General features: G+C 31.7%; 17 protein-coding genes and 3 pseudogenes. 14 read left to right on the plus strand and 6 right to left on the minus strand.

Annotation, left to right across the window (positions count from 1 at the left end):
• Nucleotides 1-102: 102 nt before the first annotated feature.
• Both JCM14822_RS22085 and JCM14822_RS22090 read right to left on the minus strand, forming a co-directional pair.
• Complete coding sequence (locus tag JCM14822_RS22085) at nt 103-492, minus strand: hypothetical protein (RefSeq protein WP_242861536.1); 390 nt, start codon at nt 490-492, stop codon at nt 103-105.
• Nucleotides 493-584: 92 nt separating this feature from the next.
• A complete protein-coding gene (locus tag JCM14822_RS22090) occupies nt 585-1,190 on the minus strand; it encodes a hypothetical protein (protein ID WP_242861537.1) in 606 nt (201 codons plus the stop codon).
• A 489-nt stretch (nt 1,191-1,679) separates the two neighbouring features.
• On the opposite strand from JCM14822_RS22090, the gene JCM14822_RS22095 reads away from it, so the two are divergent.
• From JCM14822_RS22095 to JCM14822_RS22105, 3 genes are read left to right on the plus strand one after another with little or no spacing between them, the layout of a single operon-like run.
• Nucleotides 1,680-1,922: an MATE family efflux transporter gene (locus tag JCM14822_RS22095; protein ID WP_054743295.1), complete on the plus strand. Its 243-nt coding sequence runs from the start codon at nt 1,680-1,682 to the stop codon at nt 1,920-1,922.
• A 6-nt stretch (nt 1,923-1,928) separates the two neighbouring features.
• Nucleotides 1,929-2,111, plus strand: coding sequence for a hypothetical protein (locus JCM14822_RS22100; protein ID WP_054743296.1), 183 nt, complete (start codon nt 1,929-1,931; stop codon nt 2,109-2,111).
• A 27-nt stretch (nt 2,112-2,138) separates the two neighbouring features.
• Entirely contained in the window at nt 2,139-2,633 is a 495-nt protein-coding gene (locus tag JCM14822_RS22105) for an MATE family efflux transporter (RefSeq protein ID WP_054743297.1), read from the plus strand.
• A gap of 144 nt (nt 2,634-2,777) precedes the next feature.
• Here the strand turns inward: JCM14822_RS22105 and JCM14822_RS15825 are convergent, their stop codons facing one another.
• The gene (locus JCM14822_RS15825) at nt 2,778-3,257 is read right to left on the minus strand and encodes an S-ribosylhomocysteine lyase (RefSeq protein WP_054743298.1); all 480 of its coding nucleotides are present in this window, start codon (nt 3,255-3,257) and stop codon (nt 2,778-2,780) included.
• A 143-nt stretch (nt 3,258-3,400) separates the two neighbouring features.
• On the opposite strand from JCM14822_RS15825, the pseudogene trpS reads away from it, so the two are divergent.
• Both trpS and JCM14822_RS15835 read left to right on the plus strand, forming a co-directional pair.
• Nucleotides 3,401-4,407: pseudogene (gene trpS / locus JCM14822_RS24620) on the plus strand (tryptophan--tRNA ligase).
• A 135-nt stretch (nt 4,408-4,542) separates the two neighbouring features.
• Nucleotides 4,543-4,761, plus strand: coding sequence for a transposase (locus tag JCM14822_RS15835; RefSeq protein WP_083461507.1), 219 nt, complete (start codon nt 4,543-4,545; stop codon nt 4,759-4,761).
• Nucleotides 4,762-4,941: 180 nt separating this feature from the next.
• Here JCM14822_RS15835 and JCM14822_RS15840 read toward each other — a convergent pair whose 3' ends face one another.
• Nucleotides 4,942-5,805, minus strand: a complete 864-nt coding sequence (locus tag JCM14822_RS15840; RefSeq protein ID WP_054743300.1) for a YitT family protein — start codon at nt 5,803-5,805, stop codon at nt 4,942-4,944.
• Nucleotides 5,806-5,978: 173 nt separating this feature from the next.
• On the opposite strand from JCM14822_RS15840, the gene JCM14822_RS15845 reads away from it, so the two are divergent.
• The 9 genes and pseudogenes from JCM14822_RS15845 (at nt 5,979) to JCM14822_RS15880 (ending at nt 14,251) form a co-directional block, all read left to right on the plus strand.
• Nucleotides 5,979-6,398: a hypothetical protein gene (locus JCM14822_RS15845; RefSeq protein WP_054743301.1), complete on the plus strand. Its 420-nt coding sequence runs from the start codon at nt 5,979-5,981 to the stop codon at nt 6,396-6,398.
• 122 nt (nt 6,399-6,520) lie between these two features.
• Complete coding sequence (locus JCM14822_RS15850) at nt 6,521-6,754, plus strand: hypothetical protein (protein ID WP_054743302.1); 234 nt, start codon at nt 6,521-6,523, stop codon at nt 6,752-6,754.
• 125 nt (nt 6,755-6,879) lie between these two features.
• Nucleotides 6,880-7,074: a PHP domain-containing protein gene (locus JCM14822_RS23255; RefSeq protein ID WP_306307366.1), complete on the plus strand. Its 195-nt coding sequence runs from the start codon at nt 6,880-6,882 to the stop codon at nt 7,072-7,074.
• A complete protein-coding gene (locus JCM14822_RS15855; RefSeq protein ID WP_306307367.1) occupies nt 7,064-7,609 on the plus strand; it encodes a PHP domain-containing protein in 546 nt (181 codons plus the stop codon). The genes JCM14822_RS23255 and JCM14822_RS15855 overlap by 11 nt, the downstream gene beginning before the upstream one ends.
• A 58-nt stretch (nt 7,610-7,667) precedes the next feature.
• Nucleotides 7,668-7,964, plus strand: coding sequence for a YerC/YecD family TrpR-related protein (locus JCM14822_RS15860; RefSeq protein WP_054743303.1), 297 nt, complete (start codon nt 7,668-7,670; stop codon nt 7,962-7,964).
• 72 nt (nt 7,965-8,036) lie between these two features.
• Nucleotides 8,037-10,381, plus strand: a pseudogene (locus tag JCM14822_RS24625) (ATP-dependent helicase).
• A gap of 162 nt (nt 10,382-10,543) precedes the next feature.
• Nucleotides 10,544-12,501, plus strand: a pseudogene (ligA, locus tag JCM14822_RS24635) (NAD-dependent DNA ligase LigA).
• A 181-nt stretch (nt 12,502-12,682) separates the two neighbouring features.
• A complete protein-coding gene (locus JCM14822_RS15875; protein WP_054743305.1) occupies nt 12,683-13,963 on the plus strand; it encodes a glutamate-5-semialdehyde dehydrogenase in 1,281 nt (426 codons plus the stop codon).
• 63 nt (nt 13,964-14,026) lie between these two features.
• Nucleotides 14,027-14,251, plus strand: a complete 225-nt coding sequence (locus tag JCM14822_RS15880) for a hypothetical protein (RefSeq protein WP_054743307.1) — start codon at nt 14,027-14,029, stop codon at nt 14,249-14,251.
• Between the two features lie 238 nt (nt 14,252-14,489).
• Here the strand turns inward: JCM14822_RS15880 and JCM14822_RS20590 are convergent, their stop codons facing one another.
• Together JCM14822_RS20590 and JCM14822_RS20595 are read right to left on the minus strand one after the other, a co-directional pair.
• A complete protein-coding gene (locus JCM14822_RS20590) occupies nt 14,490-14,654 on the minus strand; it encodes a hypothetical protein (RefSeq protein ID WP_157047827.1) in 165 nt (54 codons plus the stop codon).
• A gap of 243 nt (nt 14,655-14,897) precedes the next feature.
• Nucleotides 14,898-15,068 (minus strand): hypothetical protein, encoded by a 171-nt coding sequence (locus tag JCM14822_RS20595; protein ID WP_157047828.1) that lies wholly within the window; start codon nt 15,066-15,068, stop codon nt 14,898-14,900.
• Between the last annotated feature and the right edge of the window lie 149 nt (nt 15,069-15,217).

Consider the following 15,217-nt stretch of genomic DNA (forward strand, 5'->3'; position numbering starts at 1 on the left):
GATATGAAAATAGTACTAGAAGAGCTTTAAAGATATTAGAGAATAGATCTCAATAGCAGTGGAGAATAAAAGATTAGAGGAGATTAACAAATAGGATAAATATTAAATAAGAGATTTAATTTTAGCAAGAATGTCTTCATAAATAGCATTAATCTTAGTAAAATCGCTTGCACTTATATAATATTGTTCAAGATCATCATGAAGTGTTTTAGCATATGAAAGTTCAGAGGTGCCTGCACTCATTGTTTGTTTATAACGTTTTTGGATATCACTTAGAGCTTCATGATTATTTTCGTCTGTTTGAGGTTCAATAGCTTCAGCATACATATCTACTAAATGATCTTTAGTGAGATTTGGTTCGTATTCATGCGGTGCTGTACTATCAAATATGCAAACATCAAGTTCTGGAAGTAAAACCATATCTAAGCTATCAGGGTCAAAGCTACAATGATAGATTTCAGCATCTATGCCACGCTCATTGGCTAAATACATAAGCTTTTTAAGAAGCGTAGATTTACCGGAACCAGGACGGCCTTTAATATAGTAATGTTTTTTAACTGTTTCAATGATATTAGGTACATAGTTTACAGAACCTTCTGCTGTAGAAGCACCAAAAAACGATGCATAATGGTTGCTTCTTTATCTAGTTTATTAGTACCAATAATTTCGTGTGCTACTTTAGTTGCTAATTGATCAGCTTTTTTTAAGTCCATATGATCAATATAGATTTTTTCCCATTCATCATGGATTTTAAGAGCATCTGTAAAGTGTTTATACGCTTTAGAATAGGCGCAACTAATTTCTTGTTGTAAATAGAGAATTTCTTTTTTATGTTTTTGAAGTTCTGGGATATTCCAAGCTACACCAAGGTTTACATATTCTTCAATAGCACCAGGTGCTTTTGGTTCAATAATGTGTGGAGCAGTGCCATCTACGATAGCAACGCTAAGCTTACGAATAACTACGCCATCTAAAGAATCTGGATCAGAAGAACAATGAATGTAATCAATATCGAAATCTTCATTAGCAAAATAAGTACCTATTTTTTTCATAAGTGAAGATTTTCCCGTTCCAGGGCCACCTTTTAATATATATATTTTATTAAGCATATGGAGATTTGAATCAAAAAGATTTCTAAATCCCTTTGCACTGTTTGCACATACAAAATAATGTTTAATATAACCTGACATAAAGCCACTTCCTTGAAAAATTAGTTTTTTCATAAATATAATATGTAATACTTATTAAAATGTTAAAGGAAAAGGTAAAAAATGTAATACAATATATTGAAGTAAATGAATATATTTGGGATGTTGTATCAATAACAAGATTATATTATACTCAGTAAGTATAAAATATAGGAAAAAGGAGTAAAAAATGAGTAAGGATATAGAGTTATCAAATGAATCAGTAGGTAAGCTATTAATAAAGTATTCAATACCTGCTATTATCGGGATACTAGTTAATTCATTATATAATGTGGTAGATCATATATTTATAGGACAGATACCTGATATTGGCTATTTAGCTATAAGCTATAACAGGTGTAGGAATTACAATGCCTATTTTAACGATTATATTAGGACTTGCAATGCTTGTTGGAATTGGAGCAACTTCTTTAATATCTATTCGATTAGGGCAAGGTAAAAAAAGAAGCAGAGCAAGTTTTAGGAAATGCAGTGACAGTTGCCGTTATCATGGGAATTGTGCTAATGATTTTTGGTATGCTATTTGCAGGGAATTTATTGGGGGCTTTTGGAGGGAATGAAGAGCCCATTCCTTATGGGCAAAAGTATATCAATATCTTTTTATTAGGAACAATCTTCAATGTAAGCAGCTTTGTATTTACAAGTGTGATGGGTCCAGGTGGCAGCCACAAAATGTCGGTTATTTGCATGATAATTGGCTGTATTATTATGTGATATTAGATGCAGTATGTAAACATGGGGATTCAAGGCGTAGCACTTGTTACGATTATTTCACAAGTGAGTACAGCAATTATCTTTACAAAGGGAAAATCAAATCTTAAACTACATAAGAATAATCTGAAATTAGAAGCCACTATTGTGAAATCAATTTTTGTTATTGGAACAGAGCCATATGCTATATAGCTAGCTATTAGTCTAGTGCAAGTTGTTATGAATAAATCATTAAATGAAACAGGAGGGCAAATTGTCATTGGTGCAATGACATCAATTAGTGCGATAGTTATGTTAGTACTTATACCTATTTTCGGAATTAATCAAGGGGCACAACCTATTATTGGATATAACTATGGGGCTAAAAACTATGAGTACTCTAAAAAGAATAGATTATTAGCTATGGAGTTTGCTACAGTAATTTTAGTCATTGGCTTCTGCAATATTCAATTGCTACCTGCTACATTTGTAAAAATGTTTGATGGGAATGGGACGATGTTAGAAATTGCTACACTGCTTAGTTTATTAAGACAGGTAGTCATATTAATTCTAGTAATTTATATAACATCTAGAATAGGTGGGCTTAAAGGTGTATGGCTTGCTCAGTCAGTAAGTGACATTATTTCAACAGTTATTGTTGGAATAATATTAATTAAAGAGTTTAAAAGCTATAAGGCAATTGGGCAACATTCAGCAACCTCTAAAAATCTATAGATTGATGGTTTAAACGATGATTATTCTATAGTAGAGTTAGCTAGATTAAGAAATATATGTTATAAAAGAGGGACTATGAATCATCTTATACTTATAAATAAAGTAGATGTTTCATAGTCCCTTTCATATTTTAAATAATAAATTTTATTGTGGATAAACTAAGTTAGCTGGTGTTAATTTACGAAGAGTTTCTTCTAAGTATTTTTTAGCTTCATAGTTTGCCATTGGTAAGTTAAGATCTAAGTAGTTACCGCAATCTCTGGCTGTAGCGCCTGGAATTTCACCTTGGAAGTTAGCTACAAACTCAAAGAGTTCAGTAATAAGTGGTGCGATAGCTTCTGAACTTCTATCACCTTTTAAAATAAGGTAGAAACCTGTACGGCATCCCATTGGTCCGAAGTAGATGACTTCATCAGAAAAATCCTTGTGGTTACGAAGGAATGTTGCCCCAATATGTTCAATAGCATGAATTTCTGCTGTGTTCATAACTGGTTCTAAGTTCGGTCTTTTCATACGTAAGTCATAAGTTGTGATAACATTATCATTTATATAGTCAACACGTGATGTATAGATACCTGGTAATAAGTCAATGTGATTTACAGTAAAACTTGCAATTTTTTTCATTATTATATCCTCCTTAAATATTTATAAACTTATTATATGATAATTATATTCATTCGTACAGAACTATCGACTTTTCCCTTGATTTAACAGAAGTTGTCTGATAACATTAAAGAAGATAAAAAACTAAGAGAGGTGCACGAAAAATGAGTGAACAAAAGAAGATTATTTTTAGTGGTATGCAACCATCAGGTACGATTACCTTAGGAAATTATTTAGGTGCCCTTAAGAATTGGACAAATTTACAAGATGAGTATAATAGCTTATATTGTATCGTAGATATGCACGCAATTACAGTAAGACAAGATCCGGCTACACTTAGAAAAAATGCTAGAGATTTAATGATGCTTTATATCGCAGCAGGACTTGATCCAGAGAAAAACATTATTTATATGCAATCCCATGTATCAGCACATGCTGAACTAGCTTGGATTCTTAACTGTTTTACTTATATGGGTGAACTTAGTCGTATGACACAGTTCAAAGATAAATCTCAAAAACACGGCGACAATATTAATGCAGGGCTCTTTACATATCCAGTCCTTATGGCAGCAGATATTTTACTTTATCAAACAGATTTAGTACCAGTAGGGGTAGATCAAAGACAACACTTAGAACTTGCACGTGATATTGCGATTAGATTTAATAATGTATATGGAGATACATTCAAAGTACCAGAAGGTTATATCTCAAAAGTAGGCGCAAAAATTATGAGCTTCAAGACCCAACTAAGAAAATGTCTAAATCTGATGAAGATGAAAATGCAATAATCAGAATTACAGATGCACCAGAAGTAATTATGCGTAAATTTAAACGTGCTGTAACTGACTCTGAAGCAGTAGTATGTTTTGATGAAGCAAATAAACCAGGTATTAGTAACTTAATGACAATCTATTCATCTATTACTGGTAAAACAATGAATGAGATTGAAGCTGAGTTCGCTGGTAAAGGTTATGGGGATTTTAAAGTAGCAGTAGGAGAAGCTGTAGTAGAAGAACTTCGTCCTCTTCAAACACGATTTAAAGAACTTTCTGAGGATAAAGCATATATTGACGGTATCATCAAAGCAAATGCAGAAAAAGCAAATTACATTGCAACAAAAACACTTCGTAAGGTTCAAAAGAAGGTTGGTTTCCCACAAATTATTCGTTAATAAATATAAGTTTAATCTCAAGGATTAAAAGTTAAAAGAAGGAGTTGCCATTAGCTGATTTTAATCAGCTAATGGCAACTCCTTTTGACTATCATATAATACAAAAGCTCCATCCTAAATCTTGGAATTTTAAAAATGCCGTCCATTAGTGGTAGTACATTATCGTACATGATTACTCCAGCTAATGTAGCTGATATAGATATGGCAAAGCCACTTGTGCAAAAATTAAAGGAAGATTATGAAGAACTATTTAAACCTTCATACTACTTAATGGATGCAGGCTATGATAAACCTGAACTTGATCAGGCCCTCTATGAAAAATATAATGGCCAAGGTACTATTTCTATCAATTGAAGAAACACAAAAACACCACCCGAAGGTATAAACTTTGAAGGACAGCTGGTAATGTGCTATGAATCATCCATACGTTTACAGTGGAAATGATAATGGTACAATACGCATTCGATGTCCATATACTTGTGGCAAATGTTCATGTGAAATGGGCTTTAATTGGTGTACAAGTACATCAAGTGGTTATATAGAATTTTGAAGTTCTGTAAAACCTCGTCCATTACCAATAGCTTGGGATGTTTCAGTAATGGTCATAAAAGCTTTTGGATCAACAGATAAAATAATTTGTTTTGCTTTAGCTACTTCTCGTATACTTACAGTTGTAAATAAAATATATTTTTCTTCAGAAGTATAAGCACCAATAGCAGGAATGATTGTTGCGCCACGATGAAGTTCTGTAAGCAAAGCATAAGAAAGTGTATGATAATGATTTTTATCTGTAATAATGTAAAGTGTACGTTTGCGATTAAGCCCATCTACTACGAAATTTGTTATTCTACTTGAAACAAACATCATAGACAGTGTAAGTACAGCTATATCAATATTAAAGAAATAAACAGATAAACTAATAATGACTAAATTAATAGCAAAGTTAGTTGTAGCCATATTAATTGAGAAATGCTTATGAATAATTTTAGAAATAATATCTGTACCACCAGTTGACCCATCATATTTAAAGACAAGGGCTGTACCTACTCCATGAAATAAGCCGCCTAATAGTAAAACAGAAAGCGTATTATTGGTAGGAATAGTAATATCTCTTGTAAACTCTAGCCAGAAGGAAAGCATAAGCATACCCAATAAGCTATAAGTGAGATAAGATCTTTTTAAATATATGAATCCTAATATAAAAAGTGGTATGTTAAGTAGAAGAACCAAAAGGCTCACTTTGAAATTAAAAAGGAAGTATAGTAGTATGGAAATACCATTAATTCCACCACTTAAAAGATGATTTGGAATGATAATTGCATTCGTTGCAATAGAGATGAGTAATGTACCGATAATAATGCTGAAAATACGGGTTATAGTAAGTTTGTAATGATTCATTATGTACTCCTTGATGTAATAAAAATATATAAAATTACTATAAATTATAAATGTAAAGGATGCAATATAGATAATACATAAGTGTTAACTTATAAATAAAATTTTCCAGTAATTAAAATAGCAAAAATGGGAAACTTCTAAGTCTAACATCACTCAGATAAAGGAGATTTCCCATGCATATTGCAAGGTTAGTATCTAGACTTTTTAAACTTTTTATACCATCTATTATCGAAAAAATTGCTAAATCATCTGGTTTTATGAAACGTCATTCTAAGCTTTTACCTGAAACCTTTGCAAAGGCAATGTCTTTAGGTTTGTTAGACTGTAAAAATATTACTGAAGAAGTGATTGTTGAAAAGTGTGATTCTATTCAAAATGGTGTATCTCTAAGTAAACAAGCTATTTCAAAGAGGTTAAATGAAAGTATTCCATTTCTAAAAAAATTACTACAGAGAGCATTTGCTTTAATCTATGTCAATGCTTTAGAAAGTCATTCCTCTTTATTATTGAAATATTTTTCAGATGTTAAACTTTTAGATGCTACAACGATTTCTTTATCTGATAAACTGTTGATGAGTATGCTTAGATTCTAAAAAGCACATTTTCGCTAGACAAAATGCATGTAGGTAAAACTAAATATGTAGAAGTAATTCTTTATGGGAAACTTCTAGGAGCATTACTTACAATGCCACTTTATGATAGTGTAGATTAAAGCATGCTTAAGAGTCAGGGGAGAGGCGTAAGTATACAAAGATTTTATACATTACTGCTTGTAGATTTATATCAATTCTATACACTAAAAAGAATCACACTACATACTTACGAGACGATTTTTAACTTAGTTCAAAGAATAGGGAAGTTGGCTTTGCATGAAAAACGTTTAAGACAAACCATCTATTCTAAAATAGAAGATTATTTAGAACAACTTATTGTTGCTGGAAAAACTTAGTCTTAAGTTAACGACTATGATAGATAATACAAAAGACATAATAACTTCATTAAAATTATAAGAATTTATGTTATAAAAATTAAAGAGATTATTTAGAGATTAGACAACTATTGGAGGAATAAGATATGAGACTTTTAGTAGATACACATACGCATACTGTTTCAAGCGGACATGCTTATAATACATTAGATGAATTAGTAAGGCAGGCGAGTAAAAAGAGGTTAGAAGCCATAGCTATTACAGATCATACATCAGCTATGCCGGGAGGCGCTCATGCTTTTCATTTTGCCAATCTAAGAATTATACCTAATGAAATGTAAAATGTATGGCGTACGTATTTTAAAAGGTGCAGAAACTAATATTATGGATTATTCAGGTAACATTGATTTAGATGAAGACATATTAAAAGGCTTAGATATGGCTATTGCAAGTTTACATCCACCTTGTATTCCATTTGGAACTAAAGAAGAAGTAACAAGCTGCCTTGAAAAAGTTATGGAAAATAAATATATTAATATTATTGGACATCCAGGTGATGCAAGATATCCAATAGACATAGAAAGACTAGTTAAAAAGGCAAAAGAAACAAAGACATTGCTCGAAGTAAACATTGCATCACTTAAACCAACGAGTTATCGTCCTGGTGTAAGAGAAAATCTTATAGAAATGTTAGGTTATTGTAAAGTTTATGAAGCACCTATTGTGTTAGGAACGGATGCACATTTTCATTTAGACTTAGGAATGTTTGAAGAAGGCATTTTGTTACTAGAAGAAGTAGGATTTCCAGAACATCTTGTTCTAAATACAAATACAGAGATGTTGATTTCTTATATTTCCCAAAAGAGATTGAAATAATTAATTTCATACTGTACAATGATAAAGTGATAATATAGGCGAGGAGATGAAACAAATTATGAACTCCAAGATAAAAGATCAAGCAACAGATAAGTTATTTGAAGCTATTTTAACACTTGAAACGGTAGATGAATGTTATGCGTTTTTTGAAGATGTATGTACAATTCATGAAATCAAATCTCTTGCGCAACGTTTAGAAGTAGCGAAAATGCTGCAAGACAAGAAAACTTATACAGAGATTCAAGAAGTGACTCATGCCTCAACAGCCACAATTAGTCGTGTAAATAGAAGTTTAAGTTATGGCTCAGATGGGTATAAAATAATATTAGAGAGAATACCACCAGAAAGAAGATAGGTGATAAAAGAATGTGGCATTAGCCACTTTCTTTTTGTATAAAGTACCTTTTAGATTTAAAGGAGAATAAATATGGATTTTATAAGTGGATTAAATGATAGACAAAAAGAAGCAGTTTTAACAACGGAAGGGCCTCTTCTAGTACTTGCGGGAGCAGGGTCAGGTAAAACGAGAGTGCTCACACACCGTATTGCACATCTTGTGAAAAACAAAGGCGTAAGACCTTGGAATATCCTGGCGATTACATTCACCAATAAAGCTGCTAAAGAAATGAAAGAGAGGATTGGTAACCTCATTGGGGAAGAAGAAGTAAATGAGATGTGGGTAAGTACATTCCATGCTATGAGTGTACGTATTTTAAGAAGATATGCAGAGAGTATCGGTTATGGAAGATTCTTTACAATCTATGATACAGCGGATCAAAAAGCACTTATTAAAGATGTTTTAAAAGCATTAGACATTAGTGAAAAGAACTTCCAAGTGGGAGCTGTTTTAGGTGCTATTAGCAGTAAGAAAAATCAACTAGAAACACCAGATTTAGCAACTAAAAATGCTGGAGAAGATTATAGAGAAAAAATCATTGCAAAGATTTATACAGAATATCAACGAAGACTTAAAGAAAATAATGCAATGGACTTTGATGACTTATTAGTAAATACTTATTTATTATTCAAAGAAAATGTAGAAGCATTAACTTATTATCAAAATAAATTTCATTATATTTTAGTTGATGAGTATCAAGATACTAATGGTGCCCAATATCAATTAGTAGAAATGTTAGCTAAAGCACATAATAACCTCTGTGTAGTAGGGATGATGATCAATCTATTTATGGATGGCGTGGTGCTGATATTACAAATATTTTAGGATTTGAAAAAGACTTTAAAGATGCTAAAGTTATTAAACTTGAGCAAAACTATCGTTCAACTAAAAACATCCTAGATGCAGCTAATGGTGTAGTAGCTCATAACCGCGGCAGAAAGGCTAAGAAACTTTGGACAGAAAGTCCAGCAGGTGAAATCATTTCGGTTGTACCTACTAATAATGAATATCGTGAAGCAGAAACAATTACAGCCAATATTATACGTAGTGTAGAAAGTGGTGATAGAAACTTTAAAGACTTTGCTATTTTATACCGTACAAATGCCCAGTCACGTGTACTGGAAGAAAAATTAATTTCAGCATCTATTCCTTATCGTTTATTAGGTGGTGTACGATTCTATGAACGTAAAGAAATCAAAGACCTCATTGGATATCTTAAAGTAATTTGCAATTCCAAAGATGATATTGCCCTTAAACGTATCATTAATGTACCTAAACGTGGGATTGGTGCAGCAAGTATTGGATCAATTGGTGAATATGCAGACCGTAATAATATGGACTTCTTTGAAGCAGCTAAGCTTTCAAAAGAAATGGGCATCTTAGGTGCAGGACCATCGCAAAAGGTATTATCATTTACAAACCTAATTGAAGAATTGAAAGAAATTGCAGAAGAAAATGATATTAAAGCATTAATTGATGCAGTTATTGAAAAAACTGAGTTTAAAAATCATATTCGTATGACAGAAGGTGAAACAGCTACAGAACGTCTTGAAAATATCGATGAGTTAGTTTCTAAGACAGTACATTATATGGAACAAGCTGAAGATCCTAATTTAGGAGATTTCCTAGAAGAAGTAGCCCTTGTAGCAGATGTAGATAATTATGATGAAGACAGTAACTCTGTTGTATTAATGACGCTTCATAGTGCTAAAGGACTAGAATTCCCTATAGTGTTTATGCCAGGGGTAGAAGAAGGATTATTCCCAAGTTATATGAGTCTTACTGAAGGTGATGATAAATTAGAAGAAGAAAGACGCTTATGCTATGTAGGGATTACAAGAGCTAGAGAAAAGCTTTTTATTCTCTATGCAGAACAACGTACAATGTTTGGACGTACACAATATAGTATGCCATCTAGATTTATCAAAGAATTACCTGTAGAAGTAACAAATCTTGCAAACTTAAATGTAAAACCAAGAAGTCCATTTGATGCTGAAAAATCGAACTTCAATAGAACAGGCATACCACAAGGGTTATTACAAAAACGTGACATGGAAAAACGCACATTTATAGGTAGTGGTTCAAGTAGCAGTGCTGAAAAGAAAACATTCATTGGTAAAGCTGTAGAAAAGCCTAAAATGCCAACAATGCGTACAAATACATTTTCACCATTTGGTGCTGTGAAAAAAGCAGAGAATTTACCAAGTGCAGTAGCTGATTTTAAAGCTGGTGATGTGATACGTCATATTAAGTTTGGTCAAGGAACAATTACAAATGTTGAAAGTAAAAATGATGATATCTTTGTAACAATCGCATTTGATAACGGGGATACAAAGCAGCTTAGTACGAGATTTGCTAAATTAAAAAAACTATAATTTAATTTTTACAAAACATAGGTTATAATAAGATAAATAATTGACAAAATAGAACTCCTGAAAGAAAGTTAAACTTTTAGGAGTCTATTTTTTAGAAACTGTAAAAATGGTTACTCTAATAAAAGAAGACCATGATGATTAGAGGAAAGAGGAAATAATATAATGAGTATAGATAAAATAGCAAGAATGAAAGAATTAGTAAGCATCTTACAAAAAGCAGCATATGCCTATGAACAAGAAGATACAGAGATTATGAGTAATCGTGAGTATGATGAACTATATGATGAACTTGTAAGATTAGAAGAAGAAACAGGCACAATTCTAGCAGGAAGTGTGACACAAAATGTTGGTTATGAAGTTTTAAGCAGCTTGCCAAAAGTTACCCATTTAAAACGTATGCTTTCTTTAGATAAAACAAAAGAAGTAAGTAAGCTAAAATCATTTTTAGCAGATCAGGAAGGATTACTTTCTTGGAAATTAGATGGACTTACGATTGTAGCTACTTATGAAGGAGGCACACTTGTAAGTGCAGTAACTAGAGGAAATGGGACTGTAGGAGAAGAAATCACAAATAATTTTAGAACATTTAAAAATGTACCACTTACAATTGATTATAAGGAAAGAATGGTTGTGCGTGGTGAAGCGATTATTACTTATGAAGACTTTAATCAAATTAATGAACGCTTAGGTGAAAAAGAAGATAAGTATAAAAATCCAAGAAACTTATGCAGCGGAAGTGTAAGACAATTAAATCCTGAAGTAACAGCTAGAAGAAATGTAAGATTATACGCTTTTTCTTTAGCAGTAGGTGGGCCAGAGTTTGAAACAAAATCTGAGCAGTTAGAATGGCTTCATAATATTGGCTTCCAAATCGTAGAATACAAAAAGGTAACAGCAGCTAATATTGAAGAAACAGTACAATACTTTGCAGAATTTATTGATAAACAAGAAATTGCTTCTGATGGTTTAGTACTTACTTATGATAATAGGCTTACTCAGCATCTCTTGGCGAAACAGCTAAGTTTCCTAAAGACTCTATTGCATTCAAATGGCAAGATGAAGTAGTGGAAACACGTATCTTAGATATTGAATGGAATACATCTAGAACAGGACTTATTAATCCAGTAGCTATTTTTGAGCCGGTAGAAATAGAAGGAACTACAGTAGAACGTGCCAGTGTACACAATTTGAGTATTTTAGAAGAATTAAAACTAGGTGTAGGAGATACTGTAAAGGTATATAAAGCAAATATGATTATTCCACAAATTGCGGAGAACCTTACACAAAGTGGTACAATTGAAATTCCAAGTCATTGTCCAGTTTGTGGTGCGCATACAGAAATTAAGAAAGAAAAAACAGCTAAGACATTAGTTTGTACAAATGCTAACTGCAAAGCACAAAGATTACGTGCACTTGCTCACTTTACAACACGAGATGCTATGAATATTGAAGGACTTTCAGAAGCAACAATTGAAAAGTTCTTAGAAAAAGGTTATTTAAAAGACTTTACATCACTTTACAATTTAGCAGCATATGAAGCAGACATTATTCAAATGGAAGGGCTTGGACAAAAATCATATCAAAAACTTATTGCATCTATTGATAAATCAAGAGAAGTAGCCCTTGCTAACTTTATTTATGCATTAGGTATCAATGGAGTAGGGCTTGGAACAGCTAAATTAATTTGTAAACACTACAACAATGACTTAGAAAAAATGATGTTAGCTTCTAGCGAAGCACTTACTCAAATAGATGGGGTAGGTCCAGTTATTGCACAAACATTTAATGAATACTTTAGTTTAGAAGAAAATAAACAAATGGTAACAAATCTTGTAAAAGAACTTAAGTTTAAACAAGAAGATTTAATGACATCTGTAGAATCACCAATCGTAGGTAAAACATTTGTTGTAACAGGAGATGTACACCATTTTAAAAATAGAAAAGAACTTCAAGTTAAAATCGAAGCTTTAGGTGGGAAAGTAACTGGTTCTGTGAGTAAGAGTACAAACTACCTTATTAATAATGATAGTGAATCAAGCTCAAGCAAAAATAAAAAAGCGAAAGAATTAAAAATTCCTATTTTAACAGAAGATGAATTTTTAGCTCTAATTGAAGAGTAAATAAAGGTCGAAATATAATATGTTATGTACATTCGAAAATATATTTTATAGGCAAATGTCAAGTTAGTTAATTAAATAAAGTAATTGTAAGAAGATTATTGATAATATATAATAAGGTTAAAATCAGGTATTATTGACAAATTTAAATTTGTACTATGTGTAAATTAGGAGGTTAATAAATATGGATATTGTGCAAAATGCAAAAAAAGCTAAAGAAGCATCTATTGCACTTGCAGCAACTAGCGGGGAAACTAGGGATAATGCATTAAAAGCAATAAGTAAAGCACTTCTAGAACGTGCTGATGAAATAAAGAAAGCAAATGCAATTGATATGGCAAATAGTGAAAAAGAGAATGTAGCTATGCCACTGTTAAAACGTTTAAAATTTGAAGATGCTAAGATTAATGATGTAGTAGCAGGCATTTCAAGTTTATTAAAATTAGAAGATCCTGTAGGTAAAATTCAATTACAAACAGAATTAGATAAAGATTTAATTTTAACAAGAGTAGCATGTCCAATTGGAGTAATAGGGGTAATCTTTGAATCTAGACCAGATGCACTTGTTCAAATTTCTACTTTATGTTTAAAGAGTGGTAACGCTGTTTTACTAAAAGGTGGAAGAGAAGCTAAAGAAACAAATAAAATTTTATTTGAAATTATTCGTGATGTAACTAGCGAAGCTGGCTTACCAGAAGGTTGGATTGCACTTATGGAGAGCAGAGAAGATGTAGATGCTATTCTTAAATTAGATAAATATATTGATTTACTTATTCCAAGAGGATCAAATGCTTTTGTAAGTTATATCATGCAAAATTCAACTATTCCAGTTATGGGTCACGCAGATGGGATCTGTCACACATATGTAGATAAAATGGTGGATGTAGATTTAGCTGTAAAAGTTGTGACAGATTCTAAAACACAATATGTAGCTGTTTGTAATGCATTAGAAACATTACTTGTACATGAAGATATAGCAAAAGAATATTTACCTAAATTAAAAGCTTCATTAGAAGCTAAAGATGTAATTATTAAAGGCTGCGAAAAAACTAGAGCTATTATAGATGTAGAAGTAGCTACAGAAGAAGATTGGAAAATAGAGTATTTAGATTATATTCTTTCGATAAAAATCGTAAGTAATATAGATGAAGCTATTACACATATTAATACATTTGGTTCAGGTCATACAGACTGTATTATTACGAAAGATAAGGAGGCAGCAGAGAAATTCATGACACTAGTTGATTCAGGAAATGTATTTTTAAATGTATCAACACGTTTTAGTGATGGGTTTAAATATGGATTTGGGGCAGAAGTAGGTATTAGTACATCTAAATTACATGCAAGAGGACCAGTAGGCCTTGAAGGATTACTTATTTATAAGTATAAACTATGTGGCAATGGACAAATTGTAGCTGATTATGCAGAAGGAAGAAGTCATTTTACTCACAAACGCTTAATCTAGTAGACAGTAAAAGTAAGGGGACAACTAAGGAAAGATTAGATGTAAGTATAATAGGGGGTATACATGTTTTATAAGCAAAAAGAGAGTAGAATAGTTAATAAGAAAGAAACAAGTTATACATTAGATGGCGATAATCGAGTCCAATATAGAAAACAAGTAGGGTATGCGGTTGTATTAGCTATTTTAGTCAATGGAATTTTAATGATTAGCTCATATAATTATGCACAGCATCTTGCTTATAAGGAAAGTGTGCAAATTATTAAACTAGAACATTATAAGGGTAGATAATCAAGAGAGAAAGTTAACTAATATTAGTAAGAAAGATATTGAAAATAAAGATATAGATAAGGTAAGCGACAATTTAGTTGTGTATTTAAATTAGAAGTAAATATTAATAATAAATAAAAAGGATTCGGAATAGTTTTCAATGTCATTAAGTTAGCTATCGTTCTTAATGATTAATTATAAACCAAGAATGCTTCAGTAAAATAATACTGTTTTATTCTTGGTTTATTTTTGTGTTTTTCTAGTTCTCATATCCATGATTAGTCATAATGATAACGGGATACTTTTCTGAAAGTCCATCCACAAGCTCACAAGCGGCACTGCATACATTTTCTTTAAGTTCCTTTTGAACAACTGCATCTACAAACTGTTTACTTTCTACATCAAAGGCTGCATTTAAATGCAATGTTGATACATGTTTTTTCTACCACATTATTTTTATTGGGATTATATGGTGGCGATAGATCGCTTCCATCCATAGCTAATAGACGATAGCCTCGATAGAAGGTAGGTGAATGATCATTTTGTCTAATAAATTCATGGAATAAATATTTAAAAGCCTCATAACTCAGTTTTTTATGTTGTTGGACAAAGGCTGAGGTAGTAGGGAAAACATCACTATACTCAAAAAACTTCCCAATTTCATGGCCTAAACTATTACTTTCAAAAGATAAAATAAATTGCCTAAGTTTTTTAAACCTAAACTTATTCTGACGTACAAAGCATGCTTTCTAAGAAGTAAAAATTCCTGTGGAACATTACTCATTTTTCTTGTAATTTCTAATATACAATTTTTTAGTTCATTTGCGTGTGTATTCATCACAACACCTCCTCAACAAGAGGCTTCACCGCAAATTTTTAATACTTTAACGACATGTGCTAGATTATCTCAACTTATAAATAGGATAAATATGGTGATACACCAGGCTGTATAATCCCTAAAATAATTATACTAAGGTCTATTTATTC

It is taken from the genome of Cellulosilyticum ruminicola JCM 14822 (assembly GCF_001311925.1).
Lineage (GTDB): Bacteria > Bacillota > Clostridia > Lachnospirales > Cellulosilyticaceae > Cellulosilyticum > Cellulosilyticum ruminicola.